The organism is Nocardia sp. NPDC058658, from assembly GCF_042716665.1.
Lineage (GTDB): Bacteria > Actinomycetota > Actinomycetes > Mycobacteriales > Mycobacteriaceae > Nocardia.
On sequence record NZ_JBHXRR010000008.1, the window covers coordinates 189441 to 206612 of the forward strand.

15 protein-coding genes are annotated in these 17172 nt (G+C 66.7%); 12 read left to right on the forward strand and 3 right to left on the reverse strand.

Annotated elements, in window-relative coordinates; all coding sequences use genetic code 11:
* Positions 1-32 precede the first annotated feature (32 nt).
* A complete protein-coding gene (locus tag ACFWUP_RS15065) occupies positions 33-965 on the reverse strand; it encodes a sigma-70 family RNA polymerase sigma factor (protein WP_379234522.1) in 933 nt (310 codons plus the stop codon).
* A gap of 186 nt (positions 966-1151) precedes the next feature.
* Here ACFWUP_RS15065 and ACFWUP_RS15070 point away from each other — a divergent pair, with 186 nt between their 5' ends.
* Together ACFWUP_RS15070 and ACFWUP_RS15075 are read left to right on the forward strand one after the other, a co-directional pair.
* On the forward strand, positions 1152-1586 hold the full coding sequence (locus tag ACFWUP_RS15070) for a hypothetical protein (protein ID WP_379234524.1): 435 nt from the start codon (positions 1152-1154) through the stop codon (positions 1584-1586).
* A gap of 131 nt (positions 1587-1717) precedes the next feature.
* Entirely contained in the window at positions 1718-2650 is a 933-nt protein-coding gene (locus ACFWUP_RS15075) for a fatty acid desaturase family protein (protein WP_379234526.1), read from the forward strand.
* A 6-nt stretch (positions 2651-2656) separates the two neighbouring features.
* Here the strand turns inward: ACFWUP_RS15075 and ACFWUP_RS15080 are convergent, their stop codons facing one another.
* Complete coding sequence (locus tag ACFWUP_RS15080) at positions 2657-3907, reverse strand: hypothetical protein (protein ID WP_379234528.1); 1251 nt, start codon at positions 3905-3907, stop codon at positions 2657-2659.
* A gap of 209 nt (positions 3908-4116) precedes the next feature.
* Here ACFWUP_RS15080 and ACFWUP_RS15085 point away from each other — a divergent pair, with 209 nt between their 5' ends.
* The 10 genes from ACFWUP_RS15085 to ACFWUP_RS15130 all read left to right on the forward strand — a co-directional run bounded on the left by ACFWUP_RS15085 (position 4117) and on the right by ACFWUP_RS15130 (position 15200).
* Complete coding sequence (locus ACFWUP_RS15085; protein ID WP_379234530.1) at positions 4117-4959, forward strand: acyl-CoA thioesterase domain-containing protein; 843 nt, start codon at positions 4117-4119, stop codon at positions 4957-4959.
* 52 nt (positions 4960-5011) lie between these two features.
* Positions 5012-6703: a dihydroxy-acid dehydratase gene (ilvD, locus tag ACFWUP_RS15090; protein ID WP_379234532.1), complete on the forward strand. Its 1692-nt coding sequence runs from the start codon at positions 5012-5014 to the stop codon at positions 6701-6703.
* 159 nt (positions 6704-6862) lie between these two features.
* Positions 6863-7540: a hypothetical protein gene (locus tag ACFWUP_RS15095; protein WP_379234534.1), complete on the forward strand. Its 678-nt coding sequence runs from the start codon at positions 6863-6865 to the stop codon at positions 7538-7540.
* A 392-nt stretch (positions 7541-7932) separates the two neighbouring features.
* Positions 7933-8358: a cupin domain-containing protein gene (locus tag ACFWUP_RS15100; RefSeq protein WP_379234598.1), complete on the forward strand. Its 426-nt coding sequence runs from the start codon at positions 7933-7935 to the stop codon at positions 8356-8358.
* 229 nt (positions 8359-8587) lie between these two features.
* Entirely contained in the window at positions 8588-9043 is a 456-nt protein-coding gene (locus tag ACFWUP_RS15105; protein WP_379234536.1) for a MarR family transcriptional regulator, read from the forward strand.
* On the forward strand, positions 9036-10841 hold the full coding sequence (locus ACFWUP_RS15110) for an AMP-dependent synthetase/ligase (protein WP_379234538.1): 1806 nt from the start codon (positions 9036-9038) through the stop codon (positions 10839-10841). Before ACFWUP_RS15105 ends, ACFWUP_RS15110 begins: the two co-directional genes overlap by 8 nt.
* A 45-nt stretch (positions 10842-10886) precedes the next feature.
* Positions 10887-11615 (forward strand): ATP-binding cassette domain-containing protein, encoded by a 729-nt coding sequence (locus ACFWUP_RS15115; protein WP_379234540.1) that lies wholly within the window; start codon positions 10887-10889, stop codon positions 11613-11615.
* 23 nt (positions 11616-11638) lie between these two features.
* The gene (locus tag ACFWUP_RS15120; protein ID WP_379234541.1) at positions 11639-13081 is read left to right on the forward strand and encodes a phospholipase D-like domain-containing protein; all 1443 of its coding nucleotides are present in this window, start codon (positions 11639-11641) and stop codon (positions 13079-13081) included.
* A gap of 644 nt (positions 13082-13725) precedes the next feature.
* Positions 13726-14409: a guanitoxin biosynthesis heme-dependent pre-guanitoxin N-hydroxylase GntA gene (gene gntA / locus ACFWUP_RS15125; RefSeq protein WP_379234543.1), complete on the forward strand. Its 684-nt coding sequence runs from the start codon at positions 13726-13728 to the stop codon at positions 14407-14409.
* A 440-nt stretch (positions 14410-14849) separates the two neighbouring features.
* Positions 14850-15200 carry a hypothetical protein gene (locus ACFWUP_RS15130; protein WP_379234545.1) on the forward strand — a complete coding sequence of 117 codons (351 nt, stop codon included), beginning with the start codon at positions 14850-14852 and terminating at the stop codon, positions 15198-15200.
* A gap of 700 nt (positions 15201-15900) precedes the next feature.
* On the opposite strand, the gene ACFWUP_RS15135 is transcribed toward ACFWUP_RS15130, so the two are convergent.
* Complete coding sequence (locus ACFWUP_RS15135) at positions 15901-16935, reverse strand: hypothetical protein (RefSeq protein WP_379234547.1); 1035 nt, start codon at positions 16933-16935, stop codon at positions 15901-15903.
* Between the last annotated feature and the right edge of the window lie 237 nt (positions 16936-17172).

Genomic DNA, 17172 nt, shown 5'->3' on the forward strand with positions numbered 1-17172 from the left:
GGGGCGCCGAACTAATCGTCGGACGACAAAAATTACTCCGCCACCACGTCAGGAAGCCCGAAACGGGGGAAGATCGCCGGGTCGAGGAACGACACCACCTCGGTGATCGCGCCGTCGCGCAGTGTCAGCACATCGAGGGCCATCGCCACGAACATCGACTGTTCGTCGTCCCACCAGTAGGTGCCGAACGCGGGTTGGCCGTTCGCCACCGTCGGCAGGAAACGCCAGCGCCAGCGCAACGGGCCGGTGACCAGGAAGTCCTGGATCGCGGCATGCCCGGCATACCATTCGGGCAGCGGCGGCATGGCGTATCGGGCGTCGGCGGCGAGCAGCGCGACGATGCCGTCCACGTCGGCGGTCTCCCAGGCGGCGGCGTAGCGCTGAGCGAGCCGCTGAGCCTGCGGGTCGTCGGGCGCCTGCGACGGCGCGTTCTTTCCGATGCGGGCTCGGGCCCGCTGCAGGGCACTGTTGGCCGCGGGAACCGTCACGTCGAGCAGTTCGGCGGTCTCACTCGCCGAGAATCCGAGCACATCGCGCAACAGCAACGCACCGCGCTGCACGCCCGGAAGCTGCTGCACCATTGCCATGAAAGCCAACTCGACGGACTCGCGCGCGGTGTACCGGGCTTCCGGTCCGGGCTCGGCGCCGATGCCCGGATAGGGTTCGAGCCAGATCCGTTCGGCCGCAGGCGAATCCGGCGCGGTGTCCATCGGAAGTTCGCGACGGCCCCGCCGCTCGAGCATGGTCAGGCAGCGATTCGTGGCGATCTTGTACAGCCACGGCCGGAACTTGTCGGTGTCGGCCAGGTTCTCGCGCGAGCGCCACGCGCGCAGCAATGCCTCCTGCAGCGCGTCGTCGGCGTCGTGCACCGAGCCGAGGAACCGGTAGCAGTGCGCGTGCAGTTCCGCGCGCAGCGGACCGACGAGGCGATCGAACTCGGCGCGAGCAGCAGCGGAATCGTCCACCCGCCCGATCATGGCACACCCGCGCGACCGACACCGTCGGCAAACCGAATCATTCCAGTTCTCCGCTCGGCACGCGACCCGATCGACATCGACCATCGAGCGGTTGCTGCACTGTGAGACAACAGTTCTCACGCACAGAACAGCCGCCTGAAAGGCCACACCGTCCGTGTTGCCGACAGATTGCAGATGTCGAAGTTTTCACTTCGCACGCCGATCCAAGACCGCCGTGACATCGAATATGTGACAGATCAGCAAGTACGCAGCATCCCCACACCGGACGCACACGACGTGGTGTCGACCGCATCCACCGGTACTGCCCGTGAGGACACAATGGTCACCGAGAACCACTGCGATACCCCGCTCGCACCGCCCGCTGCCGAGAACCAGGGTCTCGCCGCACCGGAACCGCCGACGTGGGCGGCCCCAGCCCTGCTCTTGTCGATCCTGATGCTCGGCCTCGACCTGGTGGCCCTGATTCCACTCGGCGCCTGGATGCGCGACTACGGCATCGGCCTGGTGTGCTCGGTCTATCTGGTGCACGTGCTGGCGTCGACCGCGCTGGCCGCCTGGACCGTGACCCGGCTTCCCGTTCTCGCGCTGGACACCGACCTGCCGGACTAGCGCCCTGACACGTCGTTTCTGAATTCTCGGCCAACACCCGGTTCATCGCGTCCGCCAGCCTGTCGCCCGCCGCCCGGTGGTGGCACGATGGGTGTGGGAGTTGGCTGATCTACACGGAGCGACGCTGCACCATGACCGAAACCCGCCGACCGGGGACCTCCGGTAGCGCGCGAACACTCGGCGGCGACCTGGTCAATATCCGACTTGTTCTGCTGGCGTTGACACTTGGTGCGATTCAGCTCTTCGTGATCCCGCTGGTGCTGCTACCACGTGACACTTCGTGGGGCTGGTTGCTGGTGCCGCTAGCGCTGACCACCACCCCGTTCTGGTCGCTGATCCACGAGTCCGTGCACGGGTCGCTGCTGCGCGACCGAACTCGCAACGATCGGGTGGGACGCGTGCTGGCGGTGCTGTACGGGTCGCCGTTCGCGATGCTGAAAATCGGCCACCTGCTGCATCATCGATACAGCCGGGTTCGCGAGCGCAGCGAGATCTACGATCCGGCGAAGACCACAAGGCGGCGTGCCGCTGTCCCCTTCTATCTCACCCTCTTCGGCGGCCTCTACCTGCTCGAAGTGGTCACGTTGCTGCTCGCGGTGCTACCCGAACGAGCCATTCGCGCACTCGCACGTCGGGTGGACGCACCGGATTCGATCGGCGGCCTCGTGCTGGACCGAGTCGCGCGGCCTGCGGCACTGGACACATTCCGCACTGACGCCGCCGCGATCGTCGTCGTTCACACCGCCGCGTTCCTCGCCTACGGCGCACACGGCTGGATGCTGCTCGCCGCGATCGGCGCCCGCGCACTGATCATCTCGCTCGCCGACAACGCCTATCACTACGCCACCGACCTCGAATCACCCAGGGCAGCAATGAATCTGCGCCTCCCCCGTCCGCTCGAACACTTCGCCCTCAGCTTCAACCTGCACGACGTCCATCACCGGCATCCCGGCCTGCGCTGGTATGAACTGCGCACCCGATTCGACGCCGAAGGCAGCCACTACCACCTCGGCTGGTTCAGCGCCGTCGCCCGCCAACTCCGCGGACCGATCGAATTACGTTGAGCTCGCTCACTTCAGATCGAGGTCGGTGACGGTCTCGGGACCGAGAGCGATGCGGGCGTGCCAGGTCGGCGGCTTCCACCGATCGGGGACCCTGCCCGGATAGTGGGCCTCGAGGTCGATATAGCGGGCACCGGCCACTTCCGCGGCCACGAATCGGTAGTCGTACCAGGAGAGGGCCGACCCGGTCGGCACGCGGAAATCGGTGCTGCTTCCGGTGTCGCTCGCATGTCTGGCCTCGAGCTCACGGACCAGAATCGGCACCGCCGCATAGAGTTCCAGGCTGTTCGCGCCAACGAACCTGTCCGCCGGATACAAGCCGGTCCAGGTAGCCGGATCGGCGAGCACCACCTTCTGGAGCGGTTCCACGACAACACGATCCGACGGGGCCCGATCGGATACTGGCGCACTGCAACCGGATTGACCGCGCAACAGCGCGTTCATCGTCACGAAGACCGAGGTGGGCTGTCCGGACCCCGGTGCCGCCCCGGTCGTCCAGTGGGGTCGCTTGTCCTTGTTCTGTCCGGCCATCAGCTCCATGACCGTGGCCACTTCGGTGCCTTCGATAGTCGCGCACAGCACCCGCCCGTAGCCGCCGACGCCAAGGGCGCGCTGCGTCAGCGGCGTAGCGAACGGCCAGCTGATCGGTGCGGGTAGCCGATCGCCGTCTTTGGGCACCGCGGGCTGGAACCCGATATCGATGGCGGTCGGCGTGTACGGAGCGCGTCGCTGCTCCGTGAGTTCTTCGCTGTCAGGAAGTTCTCGCAAACGGTCGATCACCCCTGCCAACCGGCGCACTTCACGATTGTCCGATCGCGAACCGGGCTTGGTGTCCAAGCCGTAAACCGACACACCGACCGGCCCGTCGAAGTTCGCGTACACCGACGTCGTCGGCTCGTCCGTCCAGATCGTGCGCTCACGGTAGTGGGCATCGTTGAACGAGACAGCACCGAGCCACGCACGCACCTGTTCGATGCCCTTCTCGGTGAGCCGCGCCCAGTAGACACCGAACATGCTCGGCTCGGCACCACGGTCCACGGTGGTGAAAACCGTGCCGTCACGGCGCAATTCGAAGAAGGGTGCGCGCCGACTCCCGACCAGCTCGGTCTGCAGGAACCCCGGCGACTCCGAAACCGACACCAACACATCCGCCGCACGCGCCGGCGGCGGGTCGTCCTCCCCCCGACCGGACGGACTGGACGCGCTGAGCAACGACATCGCGATGAGCATCGCCCCGAGTACTGCCGATCGGTGGGCCATAACCGACCGTAGCCCGCTGCTTTCCGGCGTGCCGACGGGATTGCCACAGACCTGTTCGACTCTGTGACAATCCCCAGCCGAGTGGCCGCCCGGGTCCGGTCGACGCATCATTGAGGGATCGCCGACTCGCAGACTTGGGGCAGCTGCTGGTCCCGTGCCATCGATGCCGCGTATCCGGCGAGACTGCCCATGTTTCGAGGAGTCCGCCGATGAGTCACGCATTCTTTCGCGCAGTACCGAGCGGTCGCACGGAGGTACTGCATCCCGAACCCGAGGCAGGCAGTGGCTGGATCGGCGGGCAGTTGCGCGGTATGGCGGTGGGCGCGGTTCTGGCCCGTGCGGTGGAACGGGAACTGGTGCTGCGTGAGCGGACCGACTTGCGGCCGGTGCGATGGACACTCGATCTGTTCCGCCCGGTCTTCATGCGGCCCTGCACAATTCGCCTCGACGTGGTTCGAGACGGGCGGCGGCTGGCACTGTTCGACGCGATCCTGATCCAGGACGATCGACCGGTCGCCCGCGCAGGCGCGCTGTGTCTGCGCCCCGGACCGACACCGGAGGGCATCTGCTGGTCGGCTGCCACCACCGCGGACCCGCCGCCTGCGGACCGGGCGCCGTCGTCGGATCAGGATCGCGTGTATTTCAGCGAAGAAGAAGGGTGGAGTCCGCAGGCCCACACCCACCACAACACCGCGCGCACGGGGATCTGGCATCGGCCGATCCCCGTCGTGGTCGGTGAGCGACCGACTCCGTTCCAGTTCGTCGCGGGGCTGGCCGACGTGACGAATGTGGTCACCAACCTGGGCAGCAGCGGCCTGGAATACATCAATGCCGACGCCACGCTCACCCTGACGCGGCTGCCCGAGGGGGACGAAGCGGGACTGTTCACCCTCGACCGGATGGCCCAGGACGGGATCGCGGTCGGCACCGCGGCGATGTACGACCGACACGGCGTATTCGGCACCGCCACAGTGAGTTCCATCGCCAACGCCCACGGTCCCGCCGACCTGGGCGCCATCGGAACTCCGTCATCCACCCTCGCCGCCGGATAGACCGCACCGTCCGACGTAGTGATCGCGCGACCCGGGCTCGTAGGCTTGCGCTATGGCACACGACTCCGAACAGCCCGTGGACATCAAGCCGCGCTCCCGCGATGTCACCGACGGACTCGAGAAAACTGCCGCTCGCGGCATGCTTCGCGCGGTGGGCATGGGTGACGAGGACTGGGTCAAACCGCAGATCGGGGTGGCCTCCAGCTGGAACGAGATCACCCCGTGCAACCTCTCGCTCGACCGGCTCGCCAAAGCGGTCAAGCGCGGTGTCCACGCGGCGGGCGGCTTCCCGCTCGAGTTCGGCACGATCTCGGTGTCCGACGGCATCTCGATGGGGCACGAGGGGATGCACTTTTCTCTGGTCAGCCGCGAGATCATCGCCGACTCCGTCGAAACCGTGATGATGGCCGAGCGCCTCGACGGGTCGGTGCTACTCGCCGGTTGTGACAAGAGTCTGCCGGGCATGCTGATGGCGGCCGCGCGGCTGGACCTGTCGAGTGTCTTCCTCTACGCGGGATCAACCCTGCCGGGCAATATCGACGGCAAGGACGTCACCATCATCGATGCCTTCGAGGCGGTCGGCGCCTGCATCAAAGGGCTGATCACTCCGGCCGAGGTCGATCGGATCGAGCGGGCGATCTGTCCGGGTGAAGGCGCGTGTGGCGGCATGTACACGGCCAACACCATGGCCTCGGCCGCCGAGGCCCTCGGGATGAGTCTGCCCGGGTCGGCCGCCCCGCCCGCGCCGGACCGTCGCCGCGACGACTACGCCGAAAAGTCCGGCGAGGCCGTTGTCGGGTTGCTGCGCAAGGGGATCACCGCCCGCGACATCATGACGATGGAGGCGTTCGAGAACGCCATCACCGTCGTCATGGCGCTCGGCGGGTCGACCAACGCCGTGCTGCACCTGCTGGCCATCGCCCGCGAGGCCGGGGTCGGGCTCACGCTCGCCGACTTCAATCGCGTCGGCGACAAGGTGCCGCTCCTGGGCGATCTCAAGCCGTTCGGCCGCTACGTGATGAACGATGTCGACAAGGTCGGCGGCATCCCCGTCGTGATGAAAGCCCTGTTGGACGCGGGTCTCCTGCACGGTGACGTCATGACCGTCACCGGCGCGACCATGGCCGAGAACCTCGCCCATATCGAACCGATCCTCGACGGTGACGTGATCCGTCGCCTCGACCGGCCGCTCCACCGAACCGGCGGACTCACCATCCTGCACGGCTCGCTCGCCCCCGAAGGCGCCGTCGTGAAGAGCGCCGGTTTCGACTCCGACGTCTTCCGCGGCACGGCCCGGGTGTTCGACGGGGAACGCGCGGCGATGAACGCACTGGAAGACGGCACGATCGTGGCAGGCGACGTGGTCGTCATCCGCAACGAAGGCCCCAAGGGCGGGCCCGGCATGCGCGAAATGCTCGCCATCACCGGCGCTATCAAAGGCGCGGGCCTCGGAAAGGACGTCCTGCTGCTCACCGACGGCCGATTCTCCGGCGGCACAACAGGATTGTGCGTCGGCCACGTCGCCCCCGAAGCCGTGGACGGCGGCCCGATCGCCTTCGTCCGCGACGGCGACCCGATCGTCCTCGACGTCGCCAACCGCATCCTCGACGTCGAAATCGACGCCGACGAACTCGCCGCCCGCAAGATCGGCTGGGAGCCACTGCCACCCCGCTACACCTCGGGCGTGCTGTCCAAGTACCGCAAACTGGTCAGCTCGGCTGCCCACGGCGCCGTCACCGGTTAACCCATCCAGGCCGACGGGTCGCGCCTGCCGCGGCGCACCCGTCGGCCCCCACACGCGACACCTTTCGTTCCGGTATCTATCGCTTGATAACGAAGGGCGCTACTCTAAACGAGAGCACTGATCTCGCAATGACGATCGGGCCATCTCGAGGAGCGCGTTTTGTCCGTCTCTGATCTCGCATCACTTCCCACTCACCGAGTCCGCTTGGGCGCCTTGGCATTCGCGTTCGCTGGAATCCTGTTTCTGATCTACGAGGTGGCCGCACCGCGCGTCACCGACCAGACCTCGCTCGAAGCCGCCGAGTCGTGGGCCAGTGCGGGATGGGCCGTGGCACACCTTGCCGCGATCATCGGGCTGATCCTCATCCCGCTCGGCTACGGCGCATTGCGCAGGTATCTCGAGGGCACCCGCACCGGGAACATCGCTGCCCTCGCCGCGACTATCGGGTACATCGGATCCGCGCTGACGATTTCCTACTACGGCGCGGAGGTGTACGGGCTCAAAGCGATCGGGCAGCGGGCCGTCACCGACGACGATGCCTCCCTGACCGAGGTCGGCAATGCCTTTCGGAACGATTCGACCGCCGTCTCCGCCTTCCTGATCGGCCTCGCACTGATCGCGGTCGCCGCAGTGCTCGCCGCCATGGCGGTATGGCGGTCAGGCACCCTCAACCGCTGGAGCGGCGTCCCCCTGGCAGCACTGCTGGTCGCCATGTTGCCGCAGTTCTTCCTACCGCACGCAGGCCGGATCGTCTGGGGCGGGCTGCTGGCAGCGGCCGCACTGTGGCTTGCGGAGCAGATGTGGAGAGCCCCGACAAGCGTCACCGAGAACGATTGAGCCCAAAGGGCATTCGACTCGGCGTGTGAACGATCGAGCTGACGTCGGCGGTGCCGCGGTGTTGCCCAGCCGATGGTCGCGGGGCTCACCCCGAAGTGCCGCGGACGGGGCGATGCCCGCGGTCTTCGTGAAAACTCGATGCCATGAGTCCCCTCACCCCCGCCGAACCGCTACTCGTCACCACGCTCGAAGCCTGGCAGTCAGCAAGTGGGAAACTGCTCGACGACGACCGGACCTCCTGGGCCGAGGACGACGAGTCCGCGCTGCTGATAGGCGACGCGCTGCCGACCACCGACCAGATCCTCGTCGTCGCCTCGCGCGCCGCTGGGCACCTTTCCGTCGGCGATATCCGGTGGGCCCGGCGCGGCCCCACAGGCCGCCACACCGAACTCCTGCACCGGCCACCGACCGCGGAAGCCCTCGACCTGCTGCCCCATCCCGAAGGTGGCTGGTTCCGCGAAACCTGGCGCAGCGCTCACACTTTCTCCCCCGCCGACTACCCGGGCCCCCGTGCCGCCGCGACCGGCATTCTGTTCCTGCTGCCCCCGAACGAGCAGTCGATCTGGCACGCGGTGCGCTCCGACGAACTCTGGATGTGGCATCGCGGCGGTCCGCTGGAGCTCCTCGTCGGCGGCGACGGCGACGAACCCGCCACGTCCGAGACTGTGATTCTCGGGCCCGAAATCGAAACAGGTCACCGCGTGCAACAACTCGTCCCAGCAGGCAACTGGCAGGCCGCCCGCCCCTCCGGCGACGAGGAAGTCCTGGTCAGCTGCGTAGTCGCACCGGGGTTCGACTTCGCGGATTTCCGGAGCTGAGACCGGGTCGCCGTATCCGACGCCGCCCCGGCGGGCCTCCCCTCGACACCACCACCCCATTTCAAGATCACCATGTCTTGGTGCTGGTCGGCTCTCGGCCGATGCTCGCACCATTACATGGTGATCGGGTGTCCAGTTGAGCACCTCGGGGGGGCGGGGCGGCGTGGACTCGGGGGAGTTGGGTCGGGTCGGTCCAGGGTTGGGTGATCGACGGAGTTATAGTTGCATCATGCAACACCAGTCGGGTGGATGGTCGCCCGAGCTCGTCGCGGTTCACGACGCGCTCACCCAGATCGTCCGCGAAACCATTGCGGGCCGCCCCGGGGCGGAGGGGATTCCTTCGTTCGCGCAGCGGTCGGCGCTGTCGTATATCGAGCGGAATCCGGGCTGTCGGGCCACCGAGCTCGCCGAAGCGTTCGGCGTGCACCGTTCGACGGTGTCGCGACAGTTGCGGACCTGCATCGACGCGGGCTGGGTGACGGCGGGCGAGGGCAGTCTGCGCGCCGGATATCCCCTCACCTTGACCGCTGCGGGACACGAGGCGCACCAAGCCTCGATCCAGCAGGACCTCGCACTGCTCAGTGAGCGCATGAACGACTGGACCGCCGACGACATCGCCGACTTCGCCGACGCGCTGCGGCGTTTCCAGCATCCCGATCAACCCCTTGGAGGCGAGCATGCGTGAGTTCACCGCGCCGGCCACATTCACCATCGCCGAGGACGAGACCATCGTCGCCTCGGTCTACAGTCAGGCCGAACAGTTCCCGCAGCGGGTGCTGTTCTCCCGGCCCGCCGGTGATCGCTGGCTCGACGTCACCGCCGAGGAGTTCGCGCGCCTGGTCTCCGCGGTCGCGAAAGGATTGATCGCCAACGGAATTCAGCCCGGTGACCGGGTGGTGCTGCTGTCGGCGACCCGCTTCGAGTGGACACTGTTCGACTTCGCGATCTGGGCCGCCGGTGCGGTCACCGTCCCGGTCTACGACTCGTCGTCGGCCGAGCAAGTGCGCTGGATCCTCGAGGATTCCGGTGCGGCACTCGCGATCGTGGAGACGCCCCGGCACAAGGACCTGCTCGCGGGCGCGCCGGACACGCTGCGCCGAACGGTGGTTATCGACGACCGCGCCGAAGCCACACTGATCTCCGACGGCGCCGACCTCCCCGCAGGCCGCCTGCGAGAACGGCTCGACGGCCTGCGCGCCGACGACCTCGCCTCGCTGGTCTACACCTCCGGCACCACCGGCCGCCCCAAAGGCTGCATGCTCACCCATCGCAACTTCCTCTCGGAAGTCCGCGGCATCCTGACCGCCAGTGTCGGCGCGGTCGCCCATCCCGGGCAACGCATTCTCACCTTCCTGCCGCTCGCGCACGTGCTGGCCAGGTCGGTGTCGCTCGCAGCGTTCGAATCCGGGACCACCCAGGCGCACTGGTCGGACTTCAAGACGATCACCGAACAGTTCACCCGCTTCCGGCCGCACGCGATCCTCGGTGTGCCGCGGGTATTCGAGAAGGTGCGAGACGGCGCGGCGAAGAAGGCGCGCGACGGCGGCAAGATCAAGGCTGCGGTGTTCCGGTTCGCCGAGCAGACCGCGGTCCGGTGGAGTGAAACATTCGACCACACAGGAGGATTCGCGCGACAGCCGTCGATGCTCCTGCGCGCGCAGTACGCGCTGTGTGACCGGCTGGTCTACTCCCCGCTACGGGACGCACTCGGCGGTGACTGCGAGTACGTCATCTCCGGCGGCGGGGCACTGACGCCACAGCTCGGCCACTTCTTCCGAGGAGTGGGCGTGCCGGTCTACGAGGGCTACGGCCTGACCGAATCCACCGCGGCGCACTGCGTGAACATGCCGGACGCGGTGAAGATCGGCTCGGTGGGACATCCCTTGGGCGGCAATGCCGTTCGCATCGCCGACGACGGCGAGATCGAGCTGGCCGGCGGCATCGTGTTCGCCGGATACTGGCGCAACGAGGAAGCCACCGCCGCCGCGTTGCACGACGGATGGTTGCGCACCGGCGACCTCGGCGCCATCGACGCCGACGGCTTCCTGTCGATCACCGGCCGCAAGAAGGACCTGCTGGTCACCGCGGGCGGCAAGAACGTTTCCCCCGGCCCGATGGAAGACCGCATCCGTTCCCACGCGCTCATCTCGCAAGCCGTCGTGATCGGCGACGGCCGCTCGTTCATCACCGCCCTGATCACCATCGACCCGGACGCTTTCACGGCCTGGAAGACCACCGCCGACCGACCGGCCGAGGCCACCATCGCCGACCTGCGCACTGACCCCGCCCTGCTCGCCGAGGTACAGCAGGCGATCGACGACGCCAACAGCACTGTCTCCCACGCCGAATCGATCAAGAAGTTCGCCGTTCTCGACCGCGACCTCACCGAGGAATCCGGTGAACTCACCGCCACGATGAAAGTGAAGCGGCACGTGGTCGCCGAACGATTCGCCGACGACATCGACAAGCTCTACCGAGCCTGATCACTTCTTGCATTGGCGTGCGCGCGGATCACCTAGGGTCGAACTGTGACCGCAGAACTGTCCGGCCTCACCGTCCGCATCGACACCGGCCGCTGGAGCGGAACAGTGCTCACCGACGTCGATCTCACCGTGCCCGCCGGTCGGATCACCGCCGTGCTCGGCGGACCCGGCGCCGGAAAGACCATGCTCGCCTGCGCCCTCACCGGACGTTTGCCCACCACCGCGCGATACGAGGGACGCATCTCGATCAACGGTGCGGCTGTCGGCGGTCAGCAGTCGCTGGGCGAGAACGTCGTCGGTTACGTGCCCCAAGAAGGCGTCACCGCCTTCGCGACCGACACAACAGTGGGCGCACAGTTGCAGTCGCTGCAACGTCGACACGGGGCATGGAGCGTCGAACGAGCGTGCGCCGCCGCGCAATACCCCACCGACACCTCGGACCTGCTCCCCCGTCAACATTCGGGTGGTCAGATCCAACGCGCCGCACTCGCCGCCGCTTTACTGCCCGCCCCGCCCGTCCTCATCGCGGACGGCCCCACCAACTCCCTCGATGCGGCAACGGCCTACGGAGTGTGGCGCTCACTGCGTGACTACGCCGACTCCGGCGCCGCAGTACTCGTGGTCAGCAACGAGGTACGTATCCTGGCCCACGGCGGCTTCGCCGACCAGATGGTGATCTTGGACCGGGGCAGAGTCCTCGCCGCGGGCACGGCCGCGGAACTGACGGAATCGACCGACATGTTCGTGCGTGCCCTCCTCACATCAACTTTCTGACGATGCCGAGGGGCTGACAACACATGAGCGACGCGCGACAAATCCTCACTCCCGGGCAAACCTGCTGGCAGATCGCCCGGGCCGATCGGCTGGCCTGCATCATCGACGCGGCGGACTATTTCCGCCACGCCAAGGCCGCGATGCTGCGGGCGCGCAAACGCATCGTGCTGATCGGCTGGGACTTCGACACCCGGATCCAGTTCGAACCACAGGGCCAGACCCTCGAGGGGCCCGATCAGCTCGGCAAGTTCCTGTCCTGGCTGCCGAAACAACGGCCGGATCTCGAGATCTACCTGCTGAAATGGAATGTCGGCGCGATCGCCGCGATCGGCCGGGGAATGACGCCGATCTTCATCGTCAACTGGATGACCGACCGAAGACTGCACTTCGAAATGGACGGCGCACACCCCATCGGCTCGGCGCACCATCAGAAGATCATCGTGATCGACGATCAGCTCGCGTTCTGCGGCGGCATCGACATGACCGTCGACCGCTGGGACACCAGCGACCACCGCGACGACAACACCTACCGAACCGCGCCCAACGGCAACCGGTACGGCCCGTGGCACGACGCGACCACCGCCGTGGACGGCGCCGCGGCCAAGGCGATCAGCGAATTGGCCCGCGCCAGATGGAAATCGGCCACGGGGCAAGAACTGAGCCCGGTCGACGACGTCACCGGAGACGGCCCGTGGCCGCAAGATCTGGAGCCGACGATGCGGTCGGTCGACGTGGGAATCGCCCGCACCCTCCCCGAGCTCGCCGACCGCGCCGAGGTCCGCGAGATCGAGGCGCTGTATCGCGCGGCGATCGCCGGCGCCACCCGCTCGCTGTACATCGAGAGCCAATACCTGGCCTCGCGCACCCTCGCCGAGGCGATCGCCGCGCGCCTGCGCGAACCGAACGGCCCGGAGATCGTGCTGGTACTCCCCCGCCACGCCGACGGCTGGCTCGAGCAGGCGGCGATGGACGGCGCCCGCCGACGCCTCCTGCACCTGCTGTGGAAAGCCGACATCCACCACCGACTCGGCGTCTACCACCCCGTCACCGCCGCCGGCGCGCCCATCTACGTCCACGCCAAGGTGCTGGTGATGGACGACCGCCTCCTGCGCGTCGGATCATCGAACCTCAACAATCGATCGATGGGCTTCGACACCGAATGCGACCTCGCCGTCGAGGTCACCCCCACAACCACCGACGGCGAACTCCTACGCGAAACCATCCTCGGCATCCGCCGCCGCCTGCTCTGCGAACACCTCGACGCCGACCCCGCGAAATTCGACGCCACCCTCGCCGAAACCTCCTCGCTCGTTCGCACGGTCGAAGCACTACGCGGCGAAGGCCGAACCCTGATCCGATTCGACCCCGAAACCGTCGCGAACGAGGACAGCGTCCTGGCGGAAAACGACCTGATGGATCCCGAACGCACCCCGACCAGACTGTGGGACAGCATCTTTCCGAGCTGAACGAAGAGCGCGTTCGACGCCTCCACGAATCCGTCGGCGTGGACAAATCCGCGCGTCCAGGCCGTCGGCGCGCATCTGATCGTCGTGTGTCCGACCGCCCGTACGCTGCTGTCGTCCATCACGACGATCCGATCGGCGTGCCGCACGGTCGACAAGCGGTGGGCGATCGTGACGACGGCGTTGACCCTCGGCCCACTGAGCGGGACTGTATCGGTCAATCGTCCAATTCCGTGGGTGGCGTCGTCGCCCGGCAATTACGTTGCCCGCATGTCTCGTACTCACCGCGCACTCGCAGGCGGCGATGGTGGCGAATCCGCTGTGCATCCTGGGCAGCGGATCGGCGAGCGGTTCCTCCAAGAAGTAGGGCATTTCCGCGAGCGGTCAGTCGCGATTGCGATCCGGCCCGGGTTCACCCACCATGCCGGAGCCGCTGTCGCCGAGACGGGCGTGATCCGTGACACGTGCGCGTGTCCTGTTTCCGGCGTCGAGCGGCCGCAACGACCATCGGCGTCGACGCGGTCGATTCGCGTATCGGCCCGGTCGGCTGACAGGATCGGCCTGCAATGTGGGCGAGGTTGCTGCTGACGCCGAGTGGATCGCCAGCGCTCCCGCCCGAGTACGGCTGTGATCAAAGGAACGCTGGAATGACAACGGATGCGCGAGCTGAGCTCGAGAAATTCCTTCTCGGAGACCGGTTCGCCTGTCTGGCCGGTCGCGCGTCCTGGCGTCAGGGCGGCATCACCCATTCGCACTTCGACGTGATGGGTAGCGCAGAGTCGGCGAAGCAGATGGCCGCCGATCTGGCCGAGTTCGTCGACGGGGCGGACTGGAGTTCGCGGAAGTTCACCAGTTTCATCGCGACCTTCGAGCAGCCGCGTGGGGTGGACGAGCTGCGGTTCGAGGAGTTGCTGTGGCAGCACCTGCAGCTGCTGCACGAGGCGGACGCCGACCGATTCGCCTGGGCGGACGGGTGTTCGTCCGATCCGCAGTCCGGCGAGTTCCGATACAGCGTGGCGGGGCACCCGTTCTTCGTGATCGGACTGCACGAGACGCATCGTCGGTTCGGGCGTCGCCCACCGTTTCCGATGCTGGCGTTCAACTCGCACGAGCAGTTCGCGCGGATCAAGGCCGACGGGATGTGGGACCGGTTGGCGGACAAGATCCGCAAACAGGACATCAACCTGCAGGGCGACATCAATCCGAATTTGATGGAGTACGAGACCCTCTCCGAAGCGCGCCGCTACTCCGGTCGCCCCAAGCCCGCGGACTGGCAGTGCCCGTTCAGTGCGGTGGCCGAACGCGAGCTGGCGGGTGTGCAGCACGACTGACCGCGCCGAGTGGTCGACTATCGGCGGGCGACAGGTCCGATGAGCAGGGGCTGGTCGAGCATGTCTGCCGTGAACGCCACTCCGGTGATCTTCGCCGCCAGCGCGAAGGCTCTCGGCACGCCGGTACGGAAGCTGATGTCCCAGGCGGACCAGGTTTCGGACGAAGACCACGCTGAAGATCACGCCCAGCGGGCTCGATTGACTCTCGGATGCATTGAGCCGCTGAACGGGATCCAGCGGATCGGTGGTCGCCATATAGGTCATGGTGGCAGACCCGCCGACACCAGGTATCGCGGCGTTCCGGGATCCGCGGCTCCATCCAGCACTCGGCCGCAACGGTAGATTCGGTCCGGTACCACCACGGAGGGACGCGCTACCCATCGGTTACCGCGTTCACCGACGACAGAGTTTGGAGTTCGACCAGCCATCGAGGAGTCCTTATGCCTGACCAGAACGTCACCCAATTCGCGAAAGTCGTCGAAATTCTCGACACGGTCGCCACATTGACCGACACGCAGCGCGCCACCGCCGGTAGCACCGAACCTGCCGCTGCGTCAGCACGAGCGTCAGCGAGCGAACTGATCTCACTGCTCTACGCAGGCCCCGCCGCCAACGTCCTGACCAAGGCTGTCGAAGAAGCGGTCGCACCCCTCGAGCTCGCCGGTAAGGAATCGGCCCACCTGACCACCCTCGCGAGCGATGCCGGGCTCGCGGTACTGCTCGTGGAACAGGACGCGGGCCACGACATCGCAGGCACCCTCGCCGCACCGTGGAAATCCGTGCTCGGCTGACATCGCTTGCGCGAGTACCGAACCCATGCAGGAAGGGCGCGACCGACGGCCTCGGTCGCGCCACCCCATGGCGTCTCGTTGTGATCACGCATGAATCACGCTCGGTCTACCTAGTGCTTGTTGCGAGATCTGCTGGCGCAATGGACATTTCGAGCCCGTCGGCTAGCCTTTCCCTCACGGAGAACGCGAAGGGACGCAGGAGCGGCTAGCCGGGAGAACCGGCTTTTGCAGCGTGGCACCGACCGACGACCCCCGCACCCACCGTTGCGCAGTCCATTCGGTATCTACCAACGTCGCTGAATGCCGTGCCTCGATGAAGTGGGGAACGATGACCCAACGCACTGCCACTCACCACCCGAACCAGGTACGGGCGAGCGGCACAGTCTCACTGATCACCCCACCGGAATCGACGTGGGAATTCCTGTCACGCCCCGCCGCGATCGTCTCCTGGATGACCGAACTCCACGCCTGCACGAGCCCGACGCCGGATCAGTTGAATACCGGCCGCGAATTGACCGCGCAACTGCAGTTGTTCGACATGCTCCACGAGGTCGAACTGCTCGTCACCGAATACCGCCCCACCCGCTCGTGGACTATGACATGCGACGCCGGGTCCGGAATCGTCGCCAGCTTTACAGTGAAACTCGAACAGGTGCGGGACTATTCGAAGACCACGCTCCACAACAGCCTCTCCGGCCCTTCACTGCTCGGCGCCGATTTCATCGTCCTGCACGGCGCGATCCAGTTCGCGCTGGATCTGAGCCTTCGTCGATTGGTCGACATCGCACACTCGGCTGCCGCCGACCCGGTGTCCGATGCTCGGGCGGGTGAGCCGACTCGGTGCTGACCGCCTCGCCGGATCTCGATCGCGGTGCCGTGGGGCGTCGGTGGGGTGGTTGTCGAGCGGTTCGAGCACCTTGCCCAGCACGGCCCTCGCAGGCCGCGACAGCTGGTACTCCATTGCGTGCTCCCGGAACCGATACAGGCCCGGTCGACAGCCCAGCCGAAGCGTGAGACCCAGCAACTCGTGTGCACGCTCGACGGCGGCGACGATCTCGGCGGTGGTGGTATCCACCCGGACCGCTGTCACAGGCACCGAGGTCGCTCGAGCGAGCGCGTCGACGAGTCCGACAGGATCATCGATACCGTGGTCTTCGGGAATCAGAACGACGCCACCGTCACGGCCGAGTCGATGAATCACCCCATCCCAGCACGGCCGACCGAGCTCGCCGAGGGCGCTGCGTCTGGCATTCCAAGCAGCGATCCTGCTTTCGGGCGAGGCCGGATCCCCGCTGCTACCGGGCCCGAAAGCCAGTGTCAGCACGGTATAGCCGTGCGCGACGGGTAATCCCGTCTGCCGGGCTGCCCGTATGACGCCTTCGCCACCGAGCAGTTCAGCCATCAGATCGGGCGACACCTGCGCTTCCCGGCTCCGCAAGGCAGCGACGTAGCGGCACGAGATCGCACGAACTGTGCTGTCGCGGCGCTCGGTGGCCCTCGCCGCCACGGCCACGGACGGTGTGTCCGCACCCTGCGCGAACCCCTTCCGCACAGCGTCGAGGACCGCTTCGATCGGCACGTTCGCATGTGCGTAGGAGGTGGCGAGTTGTTCGGCTCGAACCAGAACGATCCGTTTGTCGAGATGCGCGTCGCGGACGATGTCGACGCCCAACTGTCGTGCAGGAGCCAGGTTCGGCCGAGCAGGGACGGGTCGGTCGAATTCTTGCCGAATCATTGTCACTCCTCACACCCTCCTCTGCGTCCAGCCTGCTGGAAGCGCTGGTCAGGCGGTATCGGCAGAACTACGTATATGTGCGATACGCACTACCGGAGCGCGGGCGGTACGACGGCGGATCCATCGGGGTCAGATCACAGCGGATCATGTTCGGGACCGGATTCGATTCAGCGACAAAGCCAAGCGTGACTTCCTGTGAACCCTCGCAACATATGGACCAGGCCGCCCTGGCGACAC